Origin of the sequence: Micromonospora sp. NBC_00860, assembly GCF_045207375.1 — a bacterium.
GTDB classification, from domain to species: Bacteria; Actinomycetota; Actinomycetes; order Mycobacteriales; family Micromonosporaceae; genus Micromonospora; species Micromonospora vinacea.
In genome coordinates, this window is record NZ_CP108825.1 from 948933 (window position 1) to 962854 (window position 13922).

Here is a 13922-nt window from a genome sequence, read left to right on the forward strand (position 1 = left end):
CAGATGGAAAGATCATCTGGCCGGCGAGGTAGGCTGAACGTGTAGGTCCGGGTGGCGGAATGGCAGACGCGCTAGCTTGAGGTGCTAGTACCCGTATAGGGTGTGGGGGTTCAAGTCCCCCCTCGGACACGAACCATAACCCCACGGTGCGCGCTGAGATCGATTGCAGCGCGCACCGTTTGCGTTTCGGTCTGGTAGGTGAGTCGGAGTCCGAGTTGCCGGTAGACCTCGGCTTTGTCGTCGGGGTCGGCGTCGCGGAGCACGGTGGCGATGTCGCCGAGCGCTCGGACTAGGTCGGCGATCTGGGAGTGGCTCATCCGGCGTGGCTCTGTCTGCTGGGTCGTGTGGAGATCAGCTTCGGCTCGTGTCCGTTCGGCCTGGGTTTGCGTGATCCAACCGGTGACTAGTGCGGGATCTGCGCCGGCATCGAGGGCGGCCCGGTACTGGGCGAGCTTTGCGTCACAGGCCGCGACCGTGGCGTGCGCTGCGGCCGTCTGTGGCGTTGTGTCCGTTGGTTGGGCGTCGCACATGGCGGTGATCGTTTGGTCGAGGTGGTCCGGGGTGAACGCGGATGCGAGCCACTCGTCGAGCGGGTCGGTGAGGGCGTCCTCGCGTAGGTAGACGTTGCGGGGGTGTTCGACCTCGTTGGCGAGGGCGTATTCCTGGGGGAAGCGGCAGCGGTAGTAGGCGGCGCCGTGGTTGTACTGGCCTTGCATGCGTCGCTGACAGACGGCGCAGTAGATCATTCCCCGGAAGACGTAGGGGTTGCGGGCGCGGCGTTGGCGCTCCTGACGGTCGACGGCTCTTGCGCGATGGGTGAGTAGGGCTTGCGCTTGCTCGAAGGTCTGGTCGTCGATCAGGGGCGGGTGGGTGATCTCCTTCGAGACCACCCATTTGTCACGCGTGTTCCAGCGCATGACGCCGGTGTGACCCAGTGCGACGTCGTCGACGTCGAGGAGGACTTCGTCGGTGCGTTGTTTGTTCCACACCTGCCGGCCGGTGTAGCGGGGGTTGGTGAGGATGACGCGGATGGCGCTTTTGGACCAGGCGATGCCGCTGCGGTGTCGGTTGCGGGCTCGGTCGTGTGCCGAGGGGCAGGGCACGTGGTTGGCGGTGAGTCCTTCGGCGATGGCGAATAGTCCGTAGCCGGCGAGGAATTCGTCGAAGATTCGGCGGACGATGGGGGAGGTCTGGGCATCCGGGGTGAGCCCGCGGAGGTGTTTGCCGTCGGCGGCCTTCGCGGGGTTGGGGTGAGGGCCGAGATCACGCAGGGTGTAGCCGTATGGCGGGCGTCCGCCGAGGTATCGGCCTTCCAGAAGTGTCTGGGCGGCCATGGCGGTGCGGACGCGTAGCTTGATCCGGTTGCGTTCGCCTTTGCTCATGCCGCCGAAGACGGACATGACAAGTTCGTGTGCCTCGTTGTCGGGGTCGATCGGGCCGCCGATCTCGGGTACCCAGAGTTCGACGCCGTAGTGCGCGAAGAGTGGCACCGTGAGACTGAACTGGTTGCCGTAGAACGCCCGGTGGGGTTCCCCCACAACGACGGCGGAGAAGCCCCGACGTGGGTTACGTAGCGCAGAGAGAAGAGTGTTGGCCTGGGTTCGGCGTTGCCAGGGCAGCGAGCGGCTCTGGCCCACGTCGAAGTACTCGGTGACGATGCGGCCGCCGTGGGGCTGAATGAGTGCCATCGCGCGGGTGAGTTGCCAACCTCGCGACGATTCTGGGTCTTGGTTGTCCTCGGTGGAGACGCGGCCGTAAAAGGCGAAGGGCTTTGGTTGGGGGGAGGTCATCCGTTCTCCTGCTTTGCTTGCTCGGTGTGGCGGTCGTTGAGGTGTGTGAGCAGCCTTAGTAAGGCGGCGGCAGCCTGAGGGTTCAGCTCGGGTGGTTGGTCTGGAGTCACCACACGGCTGACCCCCGCAGTTGCGCCGCCGTCAACGTTGCCGACCGTCCATGAACGGCTGTCGTCGTTGGGTTGGTCAAGTTGTCTGCCTGGTGCGGTCGGCGGTCGGGGGCGTGATGGCCGCTCGCGTGGGCCGCTGGGTGGCTGCGTCATGCGCCCCCGTCCGGCGGTCGAGCTGCAAGCCGGCTCTGTTGCGTTGCTCGCGTCTCGACTTCGACTACTCGAATCCGGGGCTCGGCCGTTGGGAGGGCGATGGCAGCGCCGGTGCAATTGCGAGGCAATTCTGCGGCGTGGTGCCTTGGGATGTGGCTGGTTGGCACCGTAGCGATTGGGTGGGTTGCCATGGGTGAGTTCCTCCGGGAGTTGGATGGCGTGCTGGTTGGTCGTCAGGGCATGAAGAAGCGGCCGACGCCGTAAGGCATCGGCCGCTGGTCGCGTAGGGCGGTCGCTAAGCGTGTGTGGCTATCGAGTGGGAACTGGCTGGGTTTTGGCGAGCGCCGCGGTGCTGGCGTGGGTAGCTGCGCTTCAGCACGAACGAGCTGGCTCCGAGAGCACTCCGTTCACGCCGAAGAGGTCGCTGGTTCGATACCAGAATCGCCCACCATGAATATGCGAGCTCAAGGCCCCTCAATCGAGGGGCCTTGACTCGTATCCGAGGGTCAGTCGTTGCCGGGAGGCAGCGAGAAGGCAGCGAAGGACTTCAACACCCGGCGGTCCCGCTCAGCGGTCGAATGGGTGTAGCGGTTCAACGTCGTCGACGTCTGCTCGTGCCCCATCACCCTCGCCACGTCGTTGATCGGTACGCCGTCGGAAACCAGCCGCGTCGCGTAGGAGTGCCGTAGGTCGTGGAAGCGCAGTGCCACCGGCAGACCGGCACGTTGCAGGGAGGGTTTCAGACTCGACTTCGGAAGGTGCCTCGCCGGATCGCCTCGCCTGTTCCCGTGGTGAAGACGAGCAGCTGCCCGTCGGTTCGGTAGGCGCTTTCGTGCTCGGTGAGCGCCTGTACCGCGGTGGTGGGATCGGTACCGACCGCCGACCCGCCTTCGACTTTGGATAGGCTTGATGCTTACGTGCCCCGACACCTCCTCGGCTACCCGGATGACCCGGACCACGCCCAGGGCGAGATCAAGGCGGCCCGCAGCGGGCCGCACGCGCCGCCCGCCTGGGCGCGTGCCGGCCGCTGCCGCTGTCGCTCTGCGGCCGTCACGCCTGGCGCCCGGCGGCTGGCGGGGACAGCGGGAAGCCCGGAGGGCCGCCGCGCGACGACAGGGCGTGGGTAACCAACTGTTGGGCCGGCAGCCAGCCGGGGTGCGGCGGCCGTCGCACCGCCGCGTCGTGGGGCGAGTCACGGCCGGTCGTGGTGGCGATGCGGCGCGGAGTGGGCGGGGCCGCCCTTCCAAGGTCAAGGGCGCTTCGCGTCGCTGCGCGACGGCACTACGGACCGCCCTTGACCCCGAGCCTCTGCGACCCCTCGGGCCGGCGTTGCCGGCAGGCCAGGGGCCTGCCCGGGCTACACGCGCCGCATCCCCACCACGGCCTAGTCGGTCAGCTGACAACCGGCCGCCGTAGCTCCTCAGTGGATTATTCCCGTAGGGTGTTGCCACTGTTGCCACTGAAAGGCAGGGAAGGGAACCACTCGTGACGTTGGTGCAATTTAGAGAGTATCGCGATTATGTTCAGAATCGGCAAGAGGCGAACAACGCCATCATGGCATTGCTCGCCGGCTCCCAACTTGCGAATCACGTTCTACATCTAACTCGCGGCTCGGAAATGCAGCTCTCTCAAATTTTTCCAGCCGTACCTCACATCAAAAGGTTCAACCTCCGCACAGACCGAGCTCAGCAATTCCTCGGCGAGGCCGAGGAGCACCTCTGCGCAATGGCGGTACCTTACGTACTAGCCATTCATGAAGATCTGCTAATGACGATGTTGAAGATGCTTGCTCGCGACGGCCACATGACCATGCGTCGCGCCGACGACGCCAAGTCTCACAACATGCATTCAACGTTTGAGAGCGTTACAGGCCATACCATTCCAGCAGCGTCAGTAAAACAGTTCCACCTGCTTCGGTTCATGCGAAATTGCCTCATCCACGCTGCGGGCACTGCAAACCAAGCGCTAGTTGGTCATGTTGCATCTCTCGATGCGCCTACGATCCAAGGCTGGGAGACCCTTACCGGTCATCCGCTCATGGGGTCAGTCACGGTCGGCCGGAAGGTGTCATTTAAACAGGGTGACCTGATCGCCAGCCTAGCAGTTACCAAGAGAATAGCCGAGGAATGCAATTCGGCCCTTGTTGGCAAGATTAGCCGACAGACGTGGGCAGACCACGTTCTCAGAGAATTCCAGGCTGACGGCGGAAGCAGTCAGGCCAACGATTGCCTTCGGAAGGTTAAAGGGATTGCGCGCTTCTACTACCGGGCGCTGCAATTGACGGAGCAAGAACTCCAAGACGCCATCGCTAGAGCGTGACGGGAATTAAAAGAAGGGGCTTTACCAATTAAGCTACGGCTAGGCCGCCAGGACTCGAACCTGGATCTCCCTTTTCCGTGGCAACGCCTGGTCGCGAACCATCGGGACCTACATCCCGCGCACCTGAGGAGAGCGTACCACACGGCCGCTCCCCATCCCGGAACGCGGGCCCCGCCCACTCATTCGACCTGTTCGTGGATGTAGTCGTCGACCCATCGGGGAGGACGCGGCGGTACTTGCCGTCCTTGATGGAGCGCAGCTCGCCGGTGGCGATCTTCATCTTGACCTTGGAGATGTTGAAGCCGAGCAGGGCGGCGACCTCGGCGGGGGAGATTCAGCTGAGGGCGAGGACTGCGGCCAGCCTGAGGGTCGTACCGTCAGTCGGACAGCCGTCGACCGGCTTCGAGTTTTCCGCCATCATGGACGGATGGATGTTGGCCGCGTTGGCCCTCGGATGCTCCTGCGGGCTGGATAGCCCACAAAGCAGCGGTAGCCCATGAGCCTTTCACAGTCCAACGTGGTCTGCGTCGAAGACCCTCAACGTGAGAGCTGCCTTGATTGAGAGTGGTAGACGGTGAGTAACCTAGCATTGAAGTGGCATAGCATTATTTCAGAGACTCAGTTCTCCCTCCATCAGACGGTGGACGGCATTCGGACGCTTGCCTATGTGACGGACCCTGAGCAACTCCTCTTTCCCGATGGTGGACTCGAACTTCGGTATAAGCTCCACAATGGGCTTCTTGGCTTCACTACCGGTCTGGAAAGGTTGGCCAAGCTGACCGTGTCGGCCAACCATTTTAGGCTTCATGGAGAGTATCCGAAAGTTTCGAAATACAGCCATGCTGTGACGCGATTGCTCGATGCGGTCGAGGATCTGGATATTTCAAGCATCCCAGACGGGCCAGGGCTAGCTGGGAAATATGTCCAGGCTGGCCGTCCAGAGGTGCCGGCCACGCTCGTTCCGCTGCTTGAAAAATATGCGAAGGGAGGAGGGCGGTACGAGTACCTCGACAGCCTTTCCGGTAGTGACGTCGAGCCAGGGCTGTACAGAGATTGGATAGCCCTTGCCGGAGGGTGCGAAGAGCCCGATTGGCTTGGTCCTTACCTGGCCTTGACTTCGTACATGCCGCACGCCCTCTACAAAATCGCGCATGCGGCAGAGGCGCAACGGGGATGGAATGCCGAGATCCTGCTGCAGCCCTACATCGATCAGTTCGACGTGCCCCTGCATCCTAAATCAGTGGCGATGGCTCTCCACTGCTTTCGCCTCGCCAGGTGGGTAACCGCTTTCTTGTCCGTGATATCGAACGAACTCTTCTATCCGAGCTCTGGCGTGCGGGGCAAGACTCCGACCTTTCCCTATCTATGCGAGGTTGTAGACTCGACGCTGCTGCATTCTGCGGAAAACTACTTCGGTTTCTTCGTCCTGCGACTGGATGATCCCACTGCAGTGCGTGAAGCTTTGGAAGGGCTTGTCGAACCAGGGGACTGGTACGATGAAGACGATGACGAGTAACCTATGACGCCCTCTTTGAAGGTGAGCGTGTGCGCGGGGCCCGTTGCCACCGCAAGTCAGTAGGGGATGGAGCAGTTCTCTGAAGTTGCCCACGATGGATCTGGTCCGCTGCCCTTATCGCTCAGCGGAGCCAGCCTGTTCGCGTAGAGGGTCGCAGTGCGGTTGCGGAGCGGGCTGCACTTTGGCCGAGCAGCCATCGGAGCTGCCAAGCCGCCGAGCAGCAGCGGGCCGCTGGCAAACCTGAGGCTCAGGTCGACGAGGAGCAGGACCGCAACGATCAGCAGGCTGCGATCGACTCACAATGCGGTAACAGCAACGGCGACAGCAACCGAGGCGAGCCCAACCAACCAGAGCCGTGGGTCGGCCGACACGACAGCCGAGGGGGCGCGGCGACCTTCCCCGCTCGGTGTGTGCCTCTTAATCCGGTGGTCTGTCGAAGCGGGCGAAGCAGCCGATAGGCAGCGAGACGCCCAGCAGTGCCCGGCAGCAGACGACACCAAGCAGCAGGCGGGTCCTGCTCGACAGTGCAGGACGGCAGTGGCTGACACAAAACACTGCGCCGTACCAGCGTCCACACCGAAGAGGTCGCTGGTTCGATACCAGCATCGCCCACTCTCAGTTTGCGCAGTTCAGAAGCCCGTTGCCGGATAAGCCGGTAACGGGCTTCGCCGTATGTGCCGCTTACATTGGGAGCTGATTGGGAGCAGCGGTGAGCGGCGCTTGCCGCGATGACCCGGGGCAGGCGTGCTCTGACGCTGACCCCTTCCCGGACTGGACCGGGTCGGCGGCTTCTTGGGTTTGCGGCAAATGGAGGGCTAGGGGACGGCGCGGTCCGGCGGTCGGTCGGTCGGTCGCGGACCCTTGCTGGCTTTGAGTTCCTGAGTAGAGGCCCGGGCTGCGGCTACATTTCTCGTCGCAGAGGTTGCCGCCAACGGTGCTGCACGACGACCTGCAGCGGCCTATTGAATGTCCGGGGTTCACGATTCGGGCGGCCTCGTCTCGGACTCTTCGTGTCATGGGCAGTGGAGTGTCACGGCCGTTGAGGTCGACGACGAGTGGGGTTGCGGACATCAGGCTGAACTGCTGATCGTTTTGGCGGGAGGTTGTCCGGAGTTCCGACGGTCAGAGTCACCACCGTCCAGGTGGTTGATCTGCTCGCCGCCTAGCAGTCGACCGGTTCGGTGCAGAGCGGCGAATTGGTCGAAAGCCATTGCGCCAATGTCCGGGACGGTGATGCGCTGCACCAAATGGTGCCGCCGGCAGTGCCTCCGGTGGGCCAACTGCCGAGTTGGGCCGACGTGGGCGGCCAGCCGGGTCACGTCGGCCGGGTTGGGGCCGGCGCGCCGGCGGTACGGGCGGGCCGCGGGTCACCAGTGGACAGCGGCTGATCAGGCGCCGCTGTGTCCGCCGAGGGATATGTCGCCGTGGACGTCACGCGCCTGCACCACCGATCCGCTGATGTCGCCGGAGACGGTGTTGGTCACATCGCCCTGGTTGGCCGCGACGATCGCCTGGACCTTCCTGAAGCGTTCGAGGAACTCGGCACCGAACGCGGGATCACCGAGCGTCTCCTGTTCGAGGAGTGCTCCGAGGCGCTGAACGGTATCCGTAGTCGGGTGGCGTAGCGCGACCTCCACGGTCTGCTGGGCTGTCTGCTCGTGATGGAATCGGTGGCGGAGATACTCGGTCAGGCCGAATACAGCTGACCGGGCTCCCTGTGCGAGTTCGGTGGTCGCCCAGGCGACCAGCGTCGTCGCCGCCGCGAGCATGAGCGGGTCCTCCACACCCTTCACCCCCAGGATCACCATCCGGGCCGGAGCCGTCAAGCATGACTATAATCCAACTTATTCGATGTTACTATCCGTGCTCTCGGCATCACCTAATCAGGGGGTTGGCATGAGTCCACGCCGGTGGGAGGCGGACCCGTCCGCCGAGCTGAACCGCCGATGGGGCAAGTCGTCGCACGAATTGGGCAACACCTCCGGGGACGGCAGCTGTCCCGACATCTGGGAGCTGAGCAACGGCGATGTCGCGGTGATCGGGCAGGATCTCACCGAGGCCTACCAGGACCGGCTGCCCGAGGGGGTCTCCGTCGACCCCGGCGAGCGGCTTATCATCATTCCCCGATCGACCATGATCGCGGCGAAGGTAGACATTCCTGATGCGTGAACTCCTGGGCGGAGATCCCGGCGAGCTGCTGGCCCTCGACGATTACTGGACCGACTTCGAACAACGGTTCTGGAAGACCGGCCCGCCAGGATTCTGGAAACTGGAACGGCAACAAACGTTCAAGGAGCCGCAGGATGAGGGCTGGCAGGCCTTCGCCGCTGGTCGATGGGAGGAGTCGCTGCGGATTCTCGACGCGCGGCGTCCCGAGTTCGGCGACTACTACCGGCGCATCGCCGACAGCGGGTTCGCCACCCGCCGGCTGCGGGTGGTGCAGGAGCCACTGACGCCCTACCTGCAGTGGGAGCTGCACGTGCTGCGGCTACGCCACGAGTACGGCGGGCTGACACGAGTGGTGGCACCGAACCAGGTCGTCGCTGCGGAGGCGGATGGTCAACTTCCGGAGATCTACACCCTCGGTACGGACGTCATGTACGAGGCGATCTACGACGCCGACGGCGTACTCGAGGCGGCGCGGCGCTGGCGGAACCCGGACGTGGTGACGCGGTGCCAAGAGTTCATCGAATCGCTCTACAACGACGGCGAGCCGCTGGACGAGTTCTTCGCCCGAGCGGTGGCACCACTGGAGCCTCCCCACCCGGACTGACAGATGGCGGCTAACGGCGCGGCGGAGCAAGGACGACCGGAGCACGTCAACCGGTCGGAGCTGTCCGGCCCCGCCGACCTGGTGCAGGCTCGCGACGTGTACGGCGGGGTGCATTTCCATTCCGGCGGCCCCTCCCTCGCCGACCCGCCTCCCCGTCAGCTGCCCGGTGATGTACGCGGCTTTGTCAACCGGGTCGAGGAGCTGCGCGCGTTGGACCGGTTTCTCGGCGATGAGGCCGCCGACGCCAACCTCGTCGTCGTCACCGGCACCGCCGGCGTCGGCAAGACCGCTCTCGCGCTGCGCTGGGCGCACGCCGTGCGGCACCGGTTCTCGGATGGTCAGCTCTACGCGAACCTCCGTGGATACGACCCAGGCCAACCCAGTCAACCGGAGCAGGTGCTCGACCGCTTCCTGCGGGCGCTGGGCGTCCCCGCATCCGCGATTCCCGCTGATCTCGAGGACCGCGAGACGTTGTACCGCTCCCGGCTGGCTGACCGGCGCGTCCTGGTAGTCCTGGACAACGCCGCTACGGTCCGGCAGGTGCGTCCACTGCTGCCGGGCACCAGCAGCTGCCTGGTGATCGTCACCAGCCGAAGCATGCTGTCGGGACTGGTCAGCCGCGACGGCGGCCGGCGGCTGACCTTGCGCATGTTGGCCGAGGAGGACGCGGTGACGCTGCTGCACGACGTGACCGTCGAGTATCGCACCGGCGATGACGCGGTCGAGCTCGCCGAACTGGCACGGTTGTGCGCCAGGCTGCCACTGGCCCTGCGAATCGCCGCCGAACGGGCGGCGAGCCGGCCGTTCATGCCGCTGTCCGAGTTGATCCAGGACCTGCGTGACGAGTCGGCCCTGTGGGGCGCGCTGACCGCGGAGGACGGTGAGGAGGCCGACGCCGTTCGGTCCGTCTTTGCCTGGTCCTATCGGGCACTGAACACATCGGCGGCCCGGCTGTTCCGCCTGCTCGGCTTGCATCCCGGCCCGGACCTCGGCGCCCCGGCCGCCGCCGCGCTCGCCGGCTGGCCGGTGTCACAGGTTCGTCCGCCGCTCGACGCGCTCGTCGGTGCGCACCTGCTGGAACAGAGCGCACCCGGCCGCTACCAGCTGCACGACCTGTTACGCGCGTACGCGGTGGACGAGGTCAAGCAGCTGGAGAGCGGCGAGGATCGCCAGGCGGCGCTGCGTCGCGTACTCACCTGGTACCTGCACACGGCGGACGCCGCGCTGGCGCGCACCCTCCCGTACAGCCGGACGATGCCGTTGGCACCACCGACCGAAGTCACGCCGCTGAGCTTCGCCACCGCTGAAGAGGCTGACGCCTGGTTCACCGCCGAGCAGGACAACCTCGTCGCCGCCACCCGCTCTGCGTTCGAGGCAGCGCTGCCTCGGATTGCTTGGCACCTGGCTGTCCTGCTGCGCAGCGTATGCATGCACCGCAACGCCTTCGACGCATGGTTCGCCACCGCGCGGATCGGTTTGTCCGCTGCGAGATCGCTGGGCGACCGAGGCGCTGAGGCGGAGGCGCTGGAAAGCCTCGGTAAGGCCCACTTCCAGGCCCGCGAGCTCGCGGAGGCGGCGGAGCACCACCACGCTGCGTTGGCGATCCGGCGGGAGATTGGCGACGAGCACGGCACGGCAGTGTCCATCAACGCGCTGGGACTACTGGCGCTGCGCCACCGCCGCCTCACCGACGCCCTGGCGCACTTCGGCGGGAGCCTCGACATCTTCGCCCGCCGCCAGGACCAACGCTGGCAGGCCCTGCTGCTGAGCAACCTTGCGGAGACCCGCTACGAACTGGGTGACCTCGCCGACGCCGTGATGCTGCTGAATCAGGCGCTTGGAGTGCAGCGGGACATCGACGACCGGGGGCAGGAGGGCAACTCGCTCTTCTTCCTCAGCATGATGCTGCGCGAACTCGGACGCACCGAGGACGCCCTGGCCGCGATCGAGCGGGCACTGTCCATCGCTGAACACGGCAGCCCGGTGTGGTTGGCGCACTGGCTGGTCGAATATGCGCGTGTGCAGCGCGCCGCCGGTCGGTCCGCCGAGGCGCTGGAGGCGACGCACCGGGCGGCCACGATCCAGCGCCAGTTGGGTGACCGCAGTCGGGAGGCGATGGCACTGGACGGGGCCGGCGAGGCGTACCGGGAGCTGGGGCAGCCGGAGCAGGCGATCGCCTTCCACCTGCGGGCGGCGGCGGTTCACCGGCAGCTCGGGGACGACTGGCAGCTCGCCCTGACGCTGGACCACCTGGCAACGGCGCTGATCGACGTCGGGCGCGCCGAGGAGGCACACCGGTGGTGGCGCGAAGCGGTCACGCTGTTGAGCAGCTTCCCGGACGCGCGCGCGGAACGACTGCGACGGCGCGTCGAGTCGGCGCTCGGGGACAGCGTTGCTTGACTCGACCACCGCGGAAGCGTGCGGCCTGCGGTGCGGTCACTGCTGGGTCAGTCCGACAGTGGCGGCCAAGCGGGCCACATCGGCGGGGGTGGGGCCGGCATGCAGGACGGCGGTCAGCGCGGCACGCGCTGCGGGGCGGATGCGCACCTCCGCGGGAGCGATCCCGTCGGCGGTGACCAGGGCGCGGCCGGCGGCGCGGGCATCGCCGAGGTCGAGGTGGGCACGGGTGATGTCGATCAGGTGCGCGGCCCGGTGCTCGGCGGAGAGCCGCTGCCAGACCTCCGCGCTGGTAGCGCGCCGGTGGATGGCGATGGCCCGATGGTGGTCTCCGACACTCATGACGGTTATGGCCCGGGCGAGTTCCACGGCCGTGGGGCCGAACCCGATGCCGTCGTCGTCACGGTGGTGCTGATCGCCGTAGACCGTAGCCAGGTGGGACGCTCGTGCGGTGAGGTCGGCCGCGGCGACATCTCCGCAGGCGGCCGCCGCGAGAGCCGCTTCGATCAGCAGTGTCCCGGTCAGAGCCACCTCCTCCGGCGGGCGTTCGCGCGACGGCGCCGGGTCGAGCTGGTGTACGGCAGCGAGGGCGGCGGCCATCGCCAGCCGGCCCCGCCGCAGGGCCCGGAGTGCCTGGGCGAGGGAGATCGCCGCGAGGCTGATCCGGCGTGGGTCGCCAGCGGCGGCGGTCATCGCCCGGTCGGCCGCCAGCCACGCCAGGTTGGACTCGCCGAGCTTGACGAGCACCTGGGCGGCGAGCCGGTGCACTCGCACCAGCAGGTCGGCGGCGGACGACTCCGCCACCTGCGCGTGGCAAACCCGACGGCTGTCGCCGAGCAGGTTGGGCAGCATCCGCAGCACCTGGAGATGGTGGCCGTTCCGGTACGCCGTCCACGCGTACCCCACCTGGTGGTCAAGGTCCCGCACTGACGACGGCGTCTGCGGGCCGTCGCTGCCGGAGCCGTGAACGTCGTGGCGAGCCAACGCCTCCCGCACCCGCTCCACGGCGCCGCCGACGTCGGTGGCCGGTTCCGGCCGCGTCTTTCCGCGAAGCAGGACGCTCGGGGCGACGCCCAGGGCGCGGGCGACCGCCTCGATTGCCGAGAGCCGGTCGAGGTTACGGACACCTCGCTCGACCTTGTCCACCCAACTCTTCGACTTGCCGACCCGGTCGGCGAAGACCTGCTGCGTCATGCCCCGGCGTACCCGCAACTCGGCCACCCGCCGCCCGATCGGCAGGTCGTTACGGTGCCGCCGGCCCAGCCCGGTCACCACTCCCGCTCCGCCGGACGCATGGCCTCGGTGGACTCCCCGCACCGTGGACACCACCGGGACTTCACCCGAAACGCCAGTAGCCCGAGCAGGAATCCCGGCACCAGACCACCAAACACGACCCCTACGACCTCGGTAATCACGGAGTACTTCCCACCTCTCTGGCTGGGGGTCACATCGGTGGTGCCCGATAAGAAGACTGGCGCATCATGTGATGCAAAGCAAGCACGTGCCTGTGATCAACACCTGTGTCTGCAGGCGATGCGATGCATGCGAGCGGATGGATGTGGTGCAGAATCACGACATGCCTCGATTCACGCCAGCGACACCGCGCTCTCGGCGGCTCGGCCGAGAGCTACGCAAACTCCGCGAGACCAAGGGCCTGACCGGCGAGGAGACAGCGAAGCTCGTCCGCTGCTCGTCGTCTCGGATCAGCCGGATCGAATCGGGCGAGATCAAACCCCGCGCCGGCGATGTCATGGAGCTGTTGGTCACGTACGGCGTCAGCCTCAACGAGGAGCCCGCCACGTCGCTGCTGCAACAGGCACGCGATCTGCGCGAGGACGGATGGTGGCAGCGCCTCGGTGGCCGTTACGCGACATACATCGCCTACGAAAGCGAGGCCGTCGAGCTCAAGAACTTCGAGCCGATGCTGGTGCCGGGACTGTTGCAAACCGAGCGCTACGCCCGCGAAGTCAACACCATCGGGCGCGAGTCCGATACGGAGACCATCAACCAACGAGTCGCCGCCCGGATGACCAGGCAAGAGGTGTTGCACCGGCAGCCGACGCCGCTACGGATGCACGCGATCCTCTCCGAGGCGGCCGTGCGGACCGAGGTCGGCGGCCCGGAAATCCTGCGCGAACAACTCGACCACCTGGCCACGCTGAGCCGAATGCCCAACGTCACGATCCAGGTCCTCCGGTTCGAGGCCGGGGCTCACCTCGCCGACAGCAGCGGCTTCGCTCTGCTCACCTTCGAGCAGGACGACCCGCCGCTGGGTTATATCGAGACCCTGGCAGGCGAGCTGTTCCTCGAATCGAGCCGCGACCTGGCGCGGCTCTCGGCCGCGTACGACAATCTGAGGACGCTGGCGATGTCACCGGCTGAGTCCGCAAAGTTCATCAAGGAGCTGAGCAAGCATGAGGCGTAACGCCTGGCGTAAGTCGAGCCGTTCGGGCAGCAACGGTCAGTGCGTTGAGGTACGCGACCGGGGCGTTCAGGTCGACGTACGCGACTCCAAAGCTCCGGCTGCCGGGATGCTGAGCTTCGACCTGGCCGCCTGGGGCGCGTTCGTCAACGGAATCAAGACGGACGGCAGCCGGAGCTGAGGCAATGCGCCAGGGGCGTCGCAGATTGGATGATTCGGGATGCTATAGATGCGGCCACCCCGATACCCGGTGTCTACACTCGCGCCCCCGTAGCTCAGGGGATAGAACATCGGTTTCCTAACCCGACGCTCCGCCGGTGTCCGCAGGCCGATTACCTGCTGCCTCCAATTTCTGCCTGCGTGTGTCGGTCGCACCGGGGCGTTGCTGCGATCGCTTGCTGAAGATCAGCCGGACGGTATCGTCGCCGCCCCCGTGACCTCG

The 13922-nt window shown here is 66.0% G+C and carries 11 protein-coding genes, 1 tRNA gene and 1 pseudogene; 8 read left to right on the top strand and 5 right to left on the bottom strand.

All coding sequences use genetic code 11. The features are described 5' to 3' along the window. The first annotated feature begins 45 nt into the window (after positions 1-45). Positions 46-129 (top strand) — tRNA-Leu (locus OH804_RS04340). Here OH804_RS04340 and OH804_RS04345 read toward each other — a convergent pair. Next, on the bottom strand, positions 111-1790 hold the full coding sequence (locus tag OH804_RS04345) for a recombinase family protein (protein ID WP_406062891.1): 1680 nt from the start codon (positions 1788-1790) through the stop codon (positions 111-113). The two genes, OH804_RS04340 and OH804_RS04345, sit on opposite strands and share 19 nt — an antisense overlap. A gap of 769 nt (positions 1791-2559) precedes the next feature. Further along, positions 2560-3513, bottom strand: coding sequence for a tyrosine-type recombinase/integrase (locus OH804_RS04350; RefSeq protein ID WP_406062893.1), 954 nt, complete (start codon positions 3511-3513; stop codon positions 2560-2562). Between the two features lie 25 nt (positions 3514-3538). Here OH804_RS04350 and OH804_RS04355 point away from each other — a divergent pair, with 25 nt between their 5' ends. Continuing rightward, on the top strand, positions 3539-4372 hold the full coding sequence (locus OH804_RS04355; protein WP_406062895.1) for a hypothetical protein: 834 nt from the start codon (positions 3539-3541) through the stop codon (positions 4370-4372). A gap of 179 nt (positions 4373-4551) precedes the next feature. Here the strand turns inward: OH804_RS04355 and OH804_RS04360 are convergent. Then, positions 4552-4706, bottom strand: a pseudogene (locus OH804_RS04360) (excisionase family DNA-binding protein). Positions 4707-5012: 306 nt separating this feature from the next. Between OH804_RS04360 and OH804_RS04365 the strand changes: the two are divergent. Continuing rightward, positions 5013-5888, top strand: coding sequence for a hypothetical protein (locus OH804_RS04365; protein WP_406062897.1), 876 nt, complete (start codon positions 5013-5015; stop codon positions 5886-5888). Between the two features lie 1388 nt (positions 5889-7276). Here OH804_RS04365 and OH804_RS04370 read toward each other — a convergent pair. Further along, a complete protein-coding gene (locus OH804_RS04370) occupies positions 7277-7714 on the bottom strand; it encodes a hypothetical protein (RefSeq protein ID WP_406062899.1) in 438 nt (145 codons plus the stop codon). 70 nt (positions 7715-7784) lie between these two features. Between OH804_RS04370 and OH804_RS04375 the strand changes: the two genes are divergently transcribed. From OH804_RS04375 to OH804_RS04385, 3 genes are read left to right on the top strand one after another with little or no spacing between them, the layout of a single operon-like run. After that, positions 7785-8057: a hypothetical protein gene (locus tag OH804_RS04375; RefSeq protein WP_358087019.1), complete on the top strand. Its 273-nt coding sequence runs from the start codon at positions 7785-7787 to the stop codon at positions 8055-8057. Next, positions 8050-8661 carry a DUF6879 family protein gene (locus OH804_RS04380; RefSeq protein ID WP_406062901.1) on the top strand — a complete coding sequence of 204 codons (612 nt, stop codon included), beginning with the start codon at positions 8050-8052 and terminating at the stop codon, positions 8659-8661. The genes OH804_RS04375 and OH804_RS04380 overlap by 8 nt, the downstream gene beginning before the upstream one ends. Before the next feature lie 3 nt (positions 8662-8664). Further along, on the top strand, positions 8665-11061 hold the full coding sequence (locus OH804_RS04385) for an ATP-binding protein (protein ID WP_406062903.1): 2397 nt from the start codon (positions 8665-8667) through the stop codon (positions 11059-11061). A 36-nt stretch (positions 11062-11097) separates the two neighbouring features. Here the strand turns inward: OH804_RS04385 and OH804_RS04390 are convergent, their stop codons facing one another. Continuing rightward, positions 11098-12330 (bottom strand): helix-turn-helix domain-containing protein, encoded by a 1233-nt coding sequence (locus tag OH804_RS04390; RefSeq protein ID WP_406062905.1) that lies wholly within the window; start codon positions 12328-12330, stop codon positions 11098-11100. A 304-nt stretch (positions 12331-12634) separates the two neighbouring features. Here OH804_RS04390 and OH804_RS04395 point away from each other — a divergent pair, with 304 nt between their 5' ends. Beyond that, complete coding sequence (locus tag OH804_RS04395; protein WP_406062907.1) at positions 12635-13483, top strand: DUF5753 domain-containing protein; 849 nt, start codon at positions 12635-12637, stop codon at positions 13481-13483. Then, positions 13473-13661, top strand: coding sequence for a DUF397 domain-containing protein (locus OH804_RS04400; RefSeq protein ID WP_406062909.1), 189 nt, complete (start codon positions 13473-13475; stop codon positions 13659-13661). Before OH804_RS04395 ends, OH804_RS04400 begins: the two co-directional genes overlap by 11 nt. The last annotated feature ends 261 nt before the right edge of the window (positions 13662-13922 follow it).